Source organism: Martinezella lusitana (assembly GCF_900094565.1).
In the GTDB taxonomy this organism is placed as follows: Bacteria; Pseudomonadota; Alphaproteobacteria; order Rhizobiales; family Rhizobiaceae; genus Rhizobium; species Rhizobium lusitanum.
Map to the genome: position 1 here is coordinate 583092 of NZ_FMAF01000002.1, position 13551 is coordinate 596642.

General features: G+C 61.8%; 16 protein-coding genes and 1 tRNA gene. 5 read left to right on the top strand and 12 right to left on the bottom strand.

Going from position 1 to position 13551, the window contains the following annotated elements; translation table 11 throughout:
* Window positions 1-72: 72 nt before the first annotated feature.
* Window positions 73-1473 carry an argininosuccinate lyase gene (argH, locus tag GA0061101_RS06025; RefSeq protein WP_037196693.1) on the bottom strand — a complete coding sequence of 467 codons (1401 nt, stop codon included), beginning with the start codon at window positions 1471-1473 and terminating at the stop codon, window positions 73-75.
* Between the two features lie 23 nt (window positions 1474-1496).
* On the opposite strand from argH, the gene tlpA reads away from it, so the two are divergent.
* A complete protein-coding gene (gene tlpA / locus GA0061101_RS06030; protein WP_037196692.1) occupies window positions 1497-2162 on the top strand; it encodes a thiol:disulfide interchange protein TlpA in 666 nt (221 codons plus the stop codon).
* Between the two features lie 164 nt (window positions 2163-2326).
* Here the strand turns inward: tlpA and GA0061101_RS06035 are convergent, their stop codons facing one another.
* From GA0061101_RS06035 to GA0061101_RS06060, 6 genes are all read right to left on the bottom strand, one after another.
* Entirely contained in the window at window positions 2327-3205 is an 879-nt protein-coding gene (locus GA0061101_RS06035) for a 3-hydroxybutyryl-CoA dehydrogenase (RefSeq protein ID WP_034511539.1), read from the bottom strand.
* A gap of 147 nt (window positions 3206-3352) precedes the next feature.
* Window positions 3353-4282 carry an electron transfer flavoprotein subunit alpha/FixB family protein gene (locus tag GA0061101_RS06040; protein ID WP_037196690.1) on the bottom strand — a complete coding sequence of 310 codons (930 nt, stop codon included), beginning with the start codon at window positions 4280-4282 and terminating at the stop codon, window positions 3353-3355.
* Between the two features lie 27 nt (window positions 4283-4309).
* On the bottom strand, window positions 4310-5059 hold the full coding sequence (locus GA0061101_RS06045; RefSeq protein WP_037196689.1) for an electron transfer flavoprotein subunit beta/FixA family protein: 750 nt from the start codon (window positions 5057-5059) through the stop codon (window positions 4310-4312).
* Window positions 5060-5256: 197 nt separating this feature from the next.
* Complete coding sequence (locus GA0061101_RS06050) at window positions 5257-5835, bottom strand: cob(I)yrinic acid a,c-diamide adenosyltransferase (protein WP_037196688.1); 579 nt, start codon at window positions 5833-5835, stop codon at window positions 5257-5259.
* 13 nt (window positions 5836-5848) lie between these two features.
* On the bottom strand, window positions 5849-6052 hold the full coding sequence (locus tag GA0061101_RS06055; RefSeq protein WP_037196687.1) for a twin transmembrane helix small protein: 204 nt from the start codon (window positions 6050-6052) through the stop codon (window positions 5849-5851).
* 121 nt (window positions 6053-6173) lie between these two features.
* Window positions 6174-7007, bottom strand: coding sequence for an SDR family oxidoreductase (locus GA0061101_RS06060; protein WP_037196686.1), 834 nt, complete (start codon window positions 7005-7007; stop codon window positions 6174-6176).
* Window positions 7008-7105: 98 nt separating this feature from the next.
* On the opposite strand from GA0061101_RS06060, the gene GA0061101_RS06065 reads away from it, so the two are divergent.
* The gene (locus tag GA0061101_RS06065; RefSeq protein ID WP_037196685.1) at window positions 7106-8026 is read left to right on the top strand and encodes a YihY/virulence factor BrkB family protein; all 921 of its coding nucleotides are present in this window, start codon (window positions 7106-7108) and stop codon (window positions 8024-8026) included.
* Here GA0061101_RS06065 and gluQRS read toward each other — a convergent pair.
* The gene (gluQRS, locus tag GA0061101_RS06070; protein ID WP_037196684.1) at window positions 7991-8872 is read right to left on the bottom strand and encodes a tRNA glutamyl-Q(34) synthetase GluQRS; all 882 of its coding nucleotides are present in this window, start codon (window positions 8870-8872) and stop codon (window positions 7991-7993) included. The genes GA0061101_RS06065 and gluQRS overlap by 36 nt on opposite strands.
* On the opposite strand from gluQRS, the gene GA0061101_RS06075 reads away from it, so the two are divergent.
* On the top strand, window positions 8871-9560 hold the full coding sequence (locus GA0061101_RS06075; protein WP_245297440.1) for a DNA-3-methyladenine glycosylase family protein: 690 nt from the start codon (window positions 8871-8873) through the stop codon (window positions 9558-9560). The genes gluQRS and GA0061101_RS06075 overlap by 2 nt on opposite strands.
* Window positions 9561-9670: 110 nt before the next feature.
* Window positions 9671-10228: an HNH endonuclease gene (locus GA0061101_RS06080; protein ID WP_037196682.1), complete on the top strand. Its 558-nt coding sequence runs from the start codon at window positions 9671-9673 to the stop codon at window positions 10226-10228.
* Window positions 10229-10344: 116 nt separating this feature from the next.
* On the opposite strand, the gene GA0061101_RS06085 is transcribed toward GA0061101_RS06080, so the two are convergent.
* Both GA0061101_RS06085 and GA0061101_RS06090 read right to left on the bottom strand, forming a co-directional pair.
* The gene (locus GA0061101_RS06085) at window positions 10345-10857 is read right to left on the bottom strand and encodes a disulfide bond formation protein B (RefSeq protein ID WP_037196681.1); all 513 of its coding nucleotides are present in this window, start codon (window positions 10855-10857) and stop codon (window positions 10345-10347) included.
* A gap of 17 nt (window positions 10858-10874) precedes the next feature.
* Entirely contained in the window at window positions 10875-11468 is a 594-nt protein-coding gene (locus GA0061101_RS06090; RefSeq protein WP_037196680.1) for a YqaA family protein, read from the bottom strand.
* Between the two features lie 229 nt (window positions 11469-11697).
* Between GA0061101_RS06090 and GA0061101_RS06095 the strand changes: the two genes are divergently transcribed.
* Window positions 11698-11937: a hypothetical protein gene (locus GA0061101_RS06095; protein ID WP_081938725.1), complete on the top strand. Its 240-nt coding sequence runs from the start codon at window positions 11698-11700 to the stop codon at window positions 11935-11937.
* A 78-nt stretch (window positions 11938-12015) separates the two neighbouring features.
* Here GA0061101_RS06095 and GA0061101_RS06100 read toward each other — a convergent pair.
* Window positions 12016-12100 (bottom strand) — tRNA-Leu (locus GA0061101_RS06100).
* 142 nt (window positions 12101-12242) lie between these two features.
* Window positions 12243-13541 (bottom strand): MFS transporter, encoded by a 1299-nt coding sequence (locus tag GA0061101_RS06105; RefSeq protein ID WP_047640860.1) that lies wholly within the window; start codon window positions 13539-13541, stop codon window positions 12243-12245.
* Between the last annotated feature and the right edge of the window lie 10 nt (window positions 13542-13551).

The window sequence follows — 13551 nt, forward strand, 5'->3', positions numbered from 1 at the left end:
AAGTCACCCTTCTTAGCGAAGTTTCCCGCGTTTGTGCACCCTGATTGTTTGGGTGCGTTTTCGTCAGTCTTTTCAGTTGCGGGCACGCCAAAAGGCGATCTGCTTGCGCACTTCCGAAGGCGCCGTGCCGCCGAAGCTCTTGCGGCTGGCAACCGAGGCTTCGACCGTCAGCACGTCGAAGATCTTGTCGGTGATCGAGGGATGGATTCCTTGCAGTTCTTCCAGCGACAGTTCGGCGAGCTCGCAGGATTTGCTTTCGGCAAGCGCCACGGCGCGTCCCGTCACATGATGGGCATCGCGGAAAGGCAGGCCTGCTTCGCGCACCAGCCAATCGGCGAGGTCGGTCGCGGTCGAATAGCCGGAGCCGGCGGCGGCCTTCATGCGGGCGGTATTGATCGTCAAGTCGCGCACCATGCCGGTCATGGCGGCGATCGCCAGTTCCAGGCTTTCGGCGGCGTCGAAGACCTGTTCCTTGTCTTCCTGCATGTCCTTGGAATAGGCGAGCGGCAGACCCTTCATGATTGTCAGAAGTGCCACCAGCGAGCCGTTGATGCGGCCGGTCTTGGCGCGCACCAGCTCCGCCGCATCCGGGTTCTTCTTCTGCGGCATGATGGACGAGCCGGTGGAGAAGGCGTCGGACAGGCGCACGAAGCCGAATTGCGGCGTCGACCAGATGACGATCTCTTCGGCAAGGCGCGACAGGTGCATGCCTGATATGGCGGCGATCGACAGGAATTCGATGGCGAAATCGCGGTCGGAGACGGTGTCGATCGAGTTGCGGGTGGGCTCGCGGAAGCCGAGCGCCTTGGCCGTCATGTGGCGATCGATCGGGAAGCCGGTGCCGGCAAGCGCTGCGGCGCCGATCGGCGATTCGTCCATGTGTTCGATGGCGTGGCGCACGCGCGAGCGGTCGCGGCCGAACATTTCCACATAGGCCATGCAGTGATGGCCAAAGGTGACGGGCTGCGCCGTCTGCAGATGCGTGAAGCCCGGCATGACGGTTTCGGCGTGTTCTTCGGCGCGGTCGAGGAAGGCTGCGATCAAACCAGTCAGCGCCTGCTCGCACTTCTGCAGCTCTTCCTTCACCCAGAGGCGGAAATCGAGCGCCACCTGGTCGTTGCGCGAACGGGCCGTGTGCAGCCGGCCGGCAGCCGGGCCGATCAGGGTCGCGAGCCGCGCCTCGATGTTCATGTGGATGTCTTCGAGGCGGCGGGAGAATTCGAAATTGCCGCTTTCGATCTCTGACAGGATCGTGTTCAGGCCGTGAACGATCTTGTCTTTATCCTCGGTGGAAATGATGCCTTGATGGGCGAGCATGTCGGCATGCGCGATTGAGCCGCGGATATCCTGTGCAAACAGCTTCTTGTCGAAACCGATCGAGGCATTTATCTCCTCCATGATTGCCGCGGGGCCGGAGGCGAAACGCCCGCCCCACATCTGGTTGGAGGATTTGGTGTCCGTGCCGTCAGTCATGAGATGCCCACCTGGAGAATGAAATGACAGCAAAGAAGCCGTTCGGTCTGCCGTCCATGAAACTCGTTATGCTTGCCGCCGTCGCTGGGGTTATCGCCGGTGCGGCAGCGGTATACGTGAAGGAGGCAGGGTATGGCAATGGCATTGGTGAAACGGCCGCAGCCGATCAATGCGGGACTGCCAAGGATCGCGCCGCTGCTCTGACGCCCTTCACCAGGGGGCAGGTTGCCGCCATGAGCGTGCCGCCGGCGCCGATCTCGCTGAAGGATGTGTCCTTCAAGGGTCCCGACGGGCAGCCGCTTTCGATCGGCAGTTTTGCCGGCAAGACCGTGCTGTTGAACGTGTGGGCGACCTGGTGCGTGCCGTGCCGCGAGGAGATGCCGGCGCTGAATGCGCTGGAGAAGAGCGTCGGCAACGACAAGTTCGAGGTGGTCGCCGTCAACATCGACACGGGCGACGAGGAAAAGCCGAAAGCGTTCCGCACGGAATATGCCATCGACAAGCTCGGCTATTACCGTGACAACACGATGGGCGTGTTCAATGTGCTGAAGAAGCAGGGATTGGCCTTCGGCCTGCCGGTGACGTTGCTGATCGACGACAAGGGCTGCCTGCTATCGGCGATGAACGGGCCGGCGGTATGGGATAGCGACGATGCGAAGAAGCTGGTGAAGGCGGCGGCCGGAATTTGATATTTCCCCCTTCTCCCCGCGGGGAGAAGGTGCCCGTAAGGGCGGATGAGGGGGCCGTGCGTCGCATTTATATTCATCTACTGGGGGAACACCTTGGCATTCCCGGCAATGCCCCCTCACTCCGCGCTGTCGCGCGACCCTCTCCCCGTTGGGGCGAGGGTGTTTTACCGCGTCGGAACCGGCACTTCGCCGCGATAGTCGTAGAAGCCGCGGCCGGATTTGCGGCCGAGCCAGCCGGCTTCGACATATTTCACCAGCAGCGGGCAGGGGCGGTATTTCGAATCGGCGAGACCGTCATGCAGCACCTGCATGATCGACAGGCAGGTGTCGAGGCCGATGAAGTCGGCGAGCTGCAACGGCCCCATCGGGTGGTTGGCGCCGAGCCGCATGGCGGTGTCGATGGCATCGACGGTGCCGACGCCTTCATAGAGCGTGTAGATCGCCTCGTTGATCATCGGCAGCAGGATGCGGTTGACGATGAAGGCCGGGAAGTCCTCGGCGACGGTGATCGTTTTTTCCAGCGAGGTGACATATTCCCTGGCGGCGGAGAACGTCGATTCGTCGGTGGCGATACCGCGCACCAATTCCACCAGCTTCATTACCGGAACCGGGTTCATGAAGTGAATGCCCATGAAGCGTTCGGGCCGGTCGGTGGCGGAGGCGAGGCGTGTGATCGACAGCGACGAGGTGTTGGTGGCGAGGAGTGCCTCGGGCTTCAGGATTGGGCAGATCTGCGCGTAGATCTTGCGCTTGACGCTTTCGTCCTCGGTCGCGGCCTCTATGGCGAGATCGACCTGGGCGAGATCGTTGAGGTCGTTCGATCCGGTGATGCGGGCAAGTGCGGCCTTACGGTCCTCATCGCTGGTCTTGCCGGAGGTGACCTGTCGGGCAAGATTGCCATTGATGGTGGCAAGTCCGCTTTCGATGCGATCCTGTGACAGATCGTAAATATGGACCTTGTAGCCGGCCATGGCGGATACGTGGGCGATGCCGCAACCCATCTGGCCGGCGCCGATAATACCGATCGTCTTCAGCGAACTCATTGCCAACTCCCCGGCGGCGCGCTCTTGGCGGTGCGCTATGTTTTACATCACAAATTTGCCGGGCTATTTCTAGCCCGGCAAGATTGATAGACCTATAAGAGACGATTTTCCAGTCTCTCGCAACTGCGAGAAGATCGATAGGCGCGTTCAAAGCGCCTTTTCGAGTTCCGGCAGTGCTTCGAAGAGGTCGGCGACGAGGCCGTAGTCGGCGATCTGGAAGATCGGGGCTTCCTCGTCCTTGTTGATGGCGACGATGACCTTCGAGTCCTTCATGCCGGCCAGATGCTGGATGGCGCCGGAAATGCCGCAGGCGATGTAGAGCTGCGGCGCAACCACCTTGCCCGTCTGGCCCACCTGCCAGTCGTTCGGCGCGTAGCCGGCATCGACGGCGGCGCGCGATGCGCCGACGGCGGCACCGAGCTTGTCGGCAACCGGCAGGATGACTTCGCGGAACTTCTCGGCCGAGCCTAACGCGCGGCCGCCGGAGATGATGATCTTGGCAGAGGTCAGCTCCGGACGGTCGGAACTCGACAGCGCATCGCCAACGAAGCTGGAAAGACCGGGGTTTGCAGCTGCCGAAATGCTTTCGATCGCGGCATTGCCGCTTGCGTCAGCTGCGGCAAAGGAGGCCGTGCGCACGGTGATCACCTTCTTCGCGTCCGTCGACTGCACGGTCTGGATGGCATTGCCGGCATAGATCGGCCGCTTGAAGGTATCGGAAGAGACCACTTCGATGATCTCGGAGACCTGGGCGACATCAAGCAGGGCGGCAACGCGCGGCAGGACGTTCTTGCCGACCGAGGTGGCCGCACCGATGATGGTGTCGTAGGAACCGGCCAGCGAAACGATCAGCGCTGCCAGAGGTTCGGCGAGATTGTTGGCAAGCGACGCATCCTCGGCAACCAGCACCTTGGAGACGCCTGAAAGCTTGGCAGCCTGCTCGCCGGCAGCCTTGGCGCCCGAGCCGGCGACGAGCACGTGGACGTCACCGCCGATCTTGGTCGCTGCCGTCAGTGTCTTGGCTGTCTGGTCGGAGAGGTGTGCATTGTCGTGATCAGCCAGAAGAAGAATGGCCATGATGTCTAACTCCTCGTTCGGACTGGTTTACAGGACGCCGGCTTCGGTCTTGAGCTTCTCGACGAGCTCCGCGACCGACTTGACCTTGACGCCCGCCTTGCGGCCACCAGGTTCTTCCGTCTTCAGGACCTTCAGGCGCGGCTCGGTCGACACGCCGAAATCGGCCGGCGTCTTCTTGTCGAGCGGCTTTTTCTTGGCCTTCATGATGTTCGGCAGCGAGGCATAGCGCGGCTCATTGAGGCGCAGGTCCGTGGTGACAACAGCCGGAAGCTTGATCTCGATGGTCTGCAGGCCGCCATCGACTTCGCGGGTGACCTGGGCCTTACCGTCGCCGATCTCGATCTTCGAGGCGAAGGTTGCCTGCGCCGTGCCGAGAAGGGCAGCCAGCATCTGGCCGGTCTGGTTCGAGTCGTCATCGATCGCCTGCTTGCCGACGATGATCAGGCCGGGCTGCTCCGCATCCGCGACACCTTTCAGGATCTTGGCAACGGCGAGCGGCTCGACGGCATCGTCGGTCTCGACCAGGATGGCGCGATCCGCACCCATGGCAAGCGCCGTGCGCAGCGTCTCTTCAGCCTTGGCAGGTCCGATCGACACGACCACCACTTCTTCGGCCTTGCCGGCTTCCTTCAGCCGCAACGCTTCTTCAACCGATATCTCGTCGAACGGGTTCATCGACATCTTGACGTTGGTAAGCTCAACGCCCGAACCATCCGGCTTCACGCGGATCTTGACGTTGTAATCAACTACCCGCTTCACGGGGACGAGAATCTTCATGAGGTCCTTCCTTCAACACTGCGCTCCAGACCATGGCCTGTTCAGCGCCGCTCCGTTTGTCGAATGGCGACATGGATACGCGTTTTTTTCCCAATTACAACGCTTCCATGCCGCAGACAGGCAAATTGCTTTAGGGGTGTAAATAACGTTTACGTTAACGTCAATAAAAATGCGCCCCGAGTGTGGGAAACGTCCCGCTACCGATTCTTGCCGGGAACCCAGAGCACATCGGCCCGCCCATGGTCGTTGGCATGACGCGCGGCAACGAAGAGGAAATCGGACAGCCGGTTGACATATTTCAGCGCCGCCGGGCTGACGCGCTCGCCCTCGCTGCGGGACAGCGCCACCATAAGGCGTTCGGCGCGCCGCGCGATTGTGCGGGCGAGGTGCAGATGGGCGGACGCAGGGCGGCCGGCGGGGAGAACGAAGGACTTCAGCGGCTCGAGATCGGCGTTGAGTGCATCTATGTCGTGTTCGAGGCGTTCGACCTGACGATCGATAATGCGCAGCGGTTCGTAGGCCGGCGGCTCATCCGTTTCCGGCGTCGAAAGATCGGCGCCGAGATCGAAGAGATCGTTCTGGATGCGCATCAGCATGGCGTCGAGATCGGGCATATCGGCCGTGTGCAGCCGGGCGACGCCGATCGCGGAATTGGTTTCGTCGACGGTGCCGTAGCTTTCGACGCGCAGATCGTGCTTCAGCCGCCTCGGGCCGGCGACGAGGCCAGTCGTGCCGTCATCGCCGGTCTTGGTGTAGATCTTGTTGAGCTTGACCATCGTCTTCCTGTTGTCAGGCGGGGCGCCCGCCGCCCGTCAGCCAGAGCGTGAGCATGATCAGAATGACTGCGATCGCCTGCAGCAGGACGCGCAGCTGCATCAGCCGGTTCGAACGGTTGGGATTATCGCCTTTCATCATGTTCAGCAGGCCGCGAACGAGAACGATCGCGACGAGGCCCATGACAATGACGGCGGCGATATAAGTAACGGTCGACATGGCTCCTCCATCCTTGTCTTCAGAGCAGTTCAGCCTTTCCTGGGCTCTCCGATCCGCTCTTTCTCATTATTCTTCCGCAATTCCGGACGGAAAACCGCTCAGCGCTTTTCCTGGGATTGCTCTAATCCAGCCGGCGCATCAGACGATAGAAAAGGTTAGCCGGCAATAGCCTTTTCAAGAGGACGCCCTGCTTGGCAGGGATGGTTACAAGATAATGTGGACGCGGATTTTTCACATTCAAAGCCAATTTTAACACATCGTAGACCGCTTCGGGCCCCAATTTATGTTTACTGATCGGACCCGAGCCATCAAGCCGCCGCAGCTGCCGGCGGTATTCAGCGGCATGAGCCGAGCCTTCGAGGTCGATATGCTCGCGGATCTTTGCGAGCGCATTGGCGGTGAAGCGCGTCGCGATCGGGCCGGGTTCGATCAGGCTGACATGGATGCCGCTGTCCTGCAGCTCCATCCGGAGCGTGATCGTCAGACCTTCCAGCGCGAATTTCGAGGCCGTGTAGGCACCACGGAAGCGATAGGGAATGAGCCCGAGAATGGACGAGCAGTTGACGATGCGGCCATGCCCCTGCCTGCGCATCAGCGGAATGACCTGGCGCGTCAGTTCGTGCCAGCCGAAGAAGTTGGTCTCGAACTGCTCGCGCAGAACTTCGGTTGTGAGATCCTCGACGGCCCCTGGCTGACCGTAGGCGCCGTTGTTGAAGAGAGCGTCGATGCGGTTGCCCGTCCGTTCACGCAGCGTTGCCACGACGGACGAAATCGTCTCTGGTCGCGTATAATCCATGAGCAGCGCTTCAATGCCGTCGGCTTCGAGCGGGCCGAGGTCTTCCTCTCTGCGCACGGTTGCAAAAACGCGCCATCCGTCGGTCTGCAACGCCCGGGCACAGTGAGCGCCGATTCCGGACGAGCAACCAGTTAGCAGGATAATGCGTTGTTCTGTCATAGGATGTTTCCTGTACAAACAGAAACTCGTTTCCCATATTTGGGGGGCCGACACAATCGACAACCGGCGGGTGAATGCCGAGGTCAAGTGGAGATGGAATGCCGACAGTCCTGCGGACGGTTTACAAGGTGGTTTACGATGCGGTGTTTCATTTCGTCGAGGATGACGGCTTCGCCATGGCAAGCCATGTGGCGCTTTCGACGCTGCTGGCGGTTTTCCCCTTTCTGATCTTCGGCACGGCGCTGGCAAGCTTTCTCGGCGCGAGCCAGTTTTCGTCCACGGCCGTGCATCTCATCTTCGATACCTGGCCGGAGGCGATCGCCAAGCCCGTGGCGGATCAGGTGGTGCAGGTGCTGACGATCCCGCGCGGCGGCCTTTTGACGATCTCGGTGCTTGCGGCCGCCTACTTCGCCTCGAACGGCGTCGAGGCGCTGCGCATATCCCTTAACCGTGCCTACCGCGTGCTGGAGACGCGGCCCTGGTATTTCAATCGTCTTGCCAGTCTCGGCTATGTGCTGATCGCGGTGCTGATCTTCGCGATCCTGAGCATCCTGCTCGTCGCCGTGCCGCTGGCGGTCAACTATGCCAGGCAATGGGTGCCGGCGCTGGCCGATATCCTTGATATCGTCTTCAGCTGGCGAATCTACGGCACCATTTTCCTGCTGCTGGCCGGGTTGCTGATCTTGCATCTGTGGCTGGCGGCCGGTCGGCGCCGCCTGCTCGACGTCATCCCCGGCGTGGTGCTGACGATGGTTTTCTGGTCGATCGGCGCGTTGCTCTTTGCCTATTATCTTTCGACCTTCGCCAATTATACCGCCACCTATGCCGGTCTGGCATCTGTCATGATCGTGCTGATCTTCCTCTATATGCTCGCCGTGATCTTCATCATGGGGGCGGAGATCAACGCCGCGCTGATGAAGTTCCGGGTGCGGCGCCTGCTGTTCGGCAAGGCAGCAGCAAGCCGCGCAGCGGAAAAGGCGTCGTCAGAGGCCGATGCGGCGGCGAAGCTCCGCCGGTGACAGGCCCTGCCTGCGCCATTCGGCAATGCCGGTATCGCCCATGCTCTTGGAAAGCTTCCGGCCGTCGCTGTCGAGGACCAGGCGATGATGGTGATAGAGCGGTTCGGGCAGGCCGAGCAGGGTCTGCAACAGGCGGTGGATCGAGGTGGCGTGGAAAAGGTCGAGGCCACGCACGACATGGGTAATGCCCTGCACGGCGTCATCGACGACAACGGAAAGATGGTAGCTCGACGGCGCGTCGGAACGTGACAGCACGACGTCGCCCCAGGCTGCCGGATCGGCCGCTATATCGCCTCTCTCGCCATCGCCGCTTTCCCGCCAGTGGAGCGGCCCATTCGTCGCCGCCATGGCCTTTTCCATATCGAGACGCCAGGCATGCCTGAGGCCGGCTTCCAGCAGGCGCTGCCGCTCCGCACCGTCGCGCTTGCGATCGTCAGGGGGATAGAGCGGCGTGCCGTCCGGATCGCGGGGCCAGGGCCTGCCGCCCGCCTCGAAGGCTGTCACCCTGGCCTTGACTTCGCCGCGCGTCAGAAAGGCGGGATAGACGAGGCCGCGCCCGATGAGTGCCTGCAGGGCCTCCTGGTAAGCCGGAAAATGTTCGGACTGCCGGCGCACCGGCTCCTGCCAGCGAAGACCGAGCCAGGCGAGATCGGCGAAGATGCCGGCTTCGAAATCGGGTGTGCAGCGGGCCTGATCTATGTCTTCGATACGCAGCAGGAAATCGCCGCCGGCCTTGGCCGCCATCTCGTGATTGAGGATGGCCGACAGCGCATGACCGAGGTGCAGCGGGCCGTTCGGGCTCGGGGCAAAGCGGAATTTCGGCTTTTGACGGGATATCTCGATCATGCTTTCTTCTGCCACGAATTTGAACCGGAGACTACGAGACGCCATGCAGATCATTCGCGACGATGGCGATATCGAACGGGGATTGGCCGCCCTGCTGGAGCTCGATCCGCGCCTGCGGCCCGTTGCCGCAGAGGCGGGCGCGGTGCCGCTGCGGCTGCGCGAGCCGGGCTTCGAGGGGCTTGCCCATATCATCGTCTCGCAGGTCGTATCGCGCGCCAGCGCCGATGCGATCTGGGGGCGGATGACGGCACGGCTGGGAAGCGTGACCGCCGATGGCTATGCCGGCCTTGAGCCGGACGCCTGGCGAGCCTTCGGCCTGTCGCGAATCAAGCATGATACCTTGGCGCGCGTGGCCGATGCCGTCGTTGGAGGCGGCCTCGATCTGCATGCGCTCTGCGACGAATCACCGGAGAAGGCGCTCTCCGAGCTGATGACCATCAAGGGAATCGGCCCCTGGACGGCCGGGGTCTACCTGATGTTTTGTGCTGGTCACGCAGATGTGTTTCCGGTCGGCGATGTGGCGCTGCAGGCCGCCGTCGGCATGGCTTTCGGCTATAAAGAACGGCCGCCGGCCAAGGCTCTGGCCCTGGAAGCGGCAGTTTGGGCGCCCTGGCGCTCGGTCGCGGCCCGGCTTTTCTGGGCCTATTACGCCGCGAAAACCCGGCGGGATGCGCTGCCTATCGTTTAACCTGCGTTTCCTTGGTTTTGCCTTTATGCGCTGAATTTATTGGACTTCACAATCCTGTAACAACCGGCCTAATATACAGGTGCAGATGCCGAATCGATCAGGAGGGTTCCTTGACGATTGCAGTCTCCCCGCAGTCCTTACCGGCGCTCGTCCTGAACGCTGACTATAGGCCGCTGAGTTATTACCCCTTGTCGCTCTGGTCCTGGCAGGACGCGATCAAGGCGGTTTTCCTTGACCGTGTGAATATCATTGCTGAATACGACCACTGCGTATCGTCGCCGAGCTTCTCGATGCGGGTGCCGAGCGTCGTCTGCCTCAAGACATACGTGCAGCCATCCCGCAATCCCGCCTTCACCCGGTTCAACGTTTTCCTGCGTGACCGGTTCGAATGTCAGTATTGCGGCTCGCATGACGACCTGACCTTCGATCACGTCATCCCGCGCGCCCATGGCGGCGAGACGACCTGGGAGAACGTGGTGGCCGCCTGCTCGCCGTGCAATCTGCGCAAGGGCAGCAAGCTGCCGAAGCAGGCCGGCATGTTCCCGGCGCAGAAGCCCTATCAGCCGACCGTGCAGGACCTGCACAACAACGGCCGCCTGTTCCCGCCGAACTACCTGCACGACAGCTGGCTCGACTATCTCTACTGGGATTCGGAACTGCAGCCGTAAGGGATGACGCCTCTTTCGTGGGCGTTTTCGCGGAGCGCGTCACCCCCCTTTGTCACGACAATGACAGAGGGGGTATCGGAGGAACGGCATACGAAAGATGCTGCCGATCGGCCAGATCAGGCCGCCTTCTTCACGCCGACAAAGGCGATTGCGGCCAGGATGATGCTGGCGATCACATTCCATCCGGCCATCGACAGGCCGAGGATGCGCAGGGCGGCTTCCGTGCAGGAAGGCCCCTTGACGGTGCTGAGCTCGTTCAAGAGGTCGCCGGCATTCTGCGTCATGCTGCTGGCCGTCGTCGAGCAGGTCGTCGGTCCTGCCCAGAAATGCCATTCGACGCCCGCGTGATAGACGCCGATACCGCCGCCGACAATCATCATCAGGCCAGCGATGGCCAGCAGCCCTCGCGTGATCCAGGAGGGCATGCCGGCGACGGCCGACAGCGCGGCGGCGATGGCGACCGGAATGCCATAGTAATAGGGCTGGCGCTGGTCCAGGCAGAGGGCGCAGGGAATGTAGCCGCCGATATGCTGGAAGCCGAGGGCCGTGCCGATGACGACGATCATGCCGAGCGTCAGCAGCACGCTATAGCTAAGGCCGGCGCGTCGGGAAGGCGAGGTCGTGGACATGCGTGGGGGCTCCTTGGTCAGCGCGCCAGGGCATAATGGAAGATGAGGTAGAGGATGATCAGCACGGCAGCGGCGGCCATGGTGATCTGACCGAGGCGCTTCTCGATGAAATGGCGGATGGATTCGCCATAGCGGCGCAGCAGGAAGGCCAGGAAGAAGAAGCGCGCGCCGCGGGCAACGATCGCCGAGACGATGAACAGGCCGAGATCGATATGGGCGACGCCGGACAGGATGGTCACCACCTTGATCGGCGGCAGATGCGCAAGGCCAGAGGTGATCAGCAGCAGCACCACCCATCCATAGGTGACGCCGGCGCTCATCTGGTTGAAGGCGTCGAGCTTGCCGTAGAATTCCAGGATCGGCTTGGCGATGGCCTCGAAGGCAAAATAGCCGAGCGCCCAGCCGGCAATGCCGCCGAGTACCGAGGCGACCGTTGCCGTCAGCGCATAACGCCAGGCGCGCTCGGGCTTGGCGAGCGACATCGGCAGGAACAGCACGTCCGCGGGCACGAGAAAGATGGAGCTCTCGACGAAGGCGATAACAGCCAACCAGATTTCCGCCGATTTGCGGCCGGCGAGCGACATGGTCCAGTCGTAAAGTCTTCGAAGCATGAGGTCCCCTGTTGCTGCGTTGCAAACCTTTAGGGGGCAGGATTATGGCTGTAAATGGTCGCCGGGTGACGGAAGCCGCACAAAATCAAAATTTTTCGTGATGGTGGGGAGTTTGGCGTTCAAAGATACCGCCATCTTGCTTTCGTGGGAAGACTGCGCGAATCTCCCGTTTTGCGTGTTTTATAAAGAATGAATAGAAACCTCAGGTCAAGAATCTCGGGAGGTATCAATGCGCGCAATTTATATCGTAATTATGGGGGCGATCTTCGCCGGATGCAACGGCAGCGCATCTAATGGTTGGCACCGCGTTTCATCTACAGAGCAAGGGCAAATTGAGCGGGCAAAAGCAATCTGTAGTGGTCGAGCTTCCGACACGCAGGTAATTGCCGGCAGGTACTGGATTGCCGGTGCTTTTGCCTCAAACGAGACATTTAAAGGATGCATGGCCGAACAAGGGTTCGTGCAGTAATCTGGGCAGCCGAACGGGAGTTTTTGTTGAAGCGCTGCGCGTGTACCAGTGTGAAGGCAGCTTGCATTGCCTGAAAGATGGTGCCCCATGCCGGAGTCGAACCAGCACTTCTTTCGAAACTCGATTTTGAGTCGAGCGCGTCTACCAATTCCGCCAATGGGGCAACGGATCCTGACGAGGCGGCTGTCTAGCATGTGATCGGCGGGGCGCGCAAGCCGGGTGCGGCAGATATTGCGAGTGTTTCCGCAGGGTTGCGGTTTGGCCCATGGCGTGGGTGGACGCCATGGGCTTTTGCGTTGCGGAGCCTAGTGGGCCAGGGCCGGGCCCCTCGTGGCGGAGCCGGACTTTTGCAGCGTGATCGCGAGGATCGCGGCAAGCAGGCAGAAGGCGCCGGCGACGAAGAAGGCCGGCAGGTAGGTGTTGAGTTCGGTGCGGGTGAGGCCGGCGCCATAGGCGGCGGTTGCGGCGCCCAGCTGGTGGCCGGTAAAGACCCAGCCGAAGACGAGGCCGGCCTTTTCGCGGCCGAAGCGATCGGCGGCGATCTTGACGGTCGGCGGCACGGTGGCGATCCAGTCGAGGCCATAGAAGACGGCGAAGATCGACAGTCCGTAGAAGGTGAAGTTGCTGAAGGGCAGGTAGACCAGCGACAGGCCGCGCAACCCGTAATACCAGAAGAGCAGCCAGCGATTGTCGAAGCGGTCGGACAGCCAGCCCGAGCCGATCGTGCCGAAGAAATCGAAGATGCCCATGACGGCGAGCATGCTGGCGGCTGCGACCGGGACGATGCCGAAATCGCCGCAGAGCGTGACGAAATGCGTCTGGATCAGGCCGTTGGTTGACAGGCCGCAGATGAAGAAGGTGGCGAACAGGATCCAGAAGGTGGAGGTCGTGGATACCTCCCTCAGGACCGACAGGGGCGAGGCGAGTGCGGCCTTCAGGTTCTTGGTGGCGGGCGGTGCAGGGGTGACGTGGATCTCGCCAACCAGCGGCAGATTGACGTCCGAGGGGCGGTCACGCATCAAAAGCAGTACGATGAAGGCGGCAACGACGATCATGCCGCAGACGAAGATCACGGTCGCGCGCCAGCCGTAGCGCGTCGTCAGCTCGGCCATCAGCGGCAGGAAGACGAGCTGTCCCGTGGCGGAGCTCGCCGACAGCATGCCGATGACCAGGCCGCGATGCTTGGTGAACCAGCGCGTCGAAACGGTCGCCGCCAGCACCATGGCGGTCAGCCCGGTGCCGAAGCCGACGATGATGCCCCAGCAGAGCAGCAGCTGCCAGACCTGCGTCATGAACAGCGAGCCGATGAAGCCGACGCTGATGGTCGCAAGCGCGAAAACGATGACCTTGCGAACGCCGAAATAATTCATGAAGGCGGCGGCGAAAGGCCCCATCAGGCCGAACAGCAACAGCCGGACGGCGAGCGCCGAGGAGATCGACGACGTGCTCCAGCCGAACTCGTCCTGCAGCGGCTTGATGAGCACGCCGGGCGCGCCCATGGCGCCGGCCGTGACGAGCATGGTGAGGAAGGTGGCGCCGACGACCACCCATCCATAATGGATGTTGCGCCGGGCGAGCGTCGAAGCAAGAGCGGTGGAGACCATGAGTGCGTTC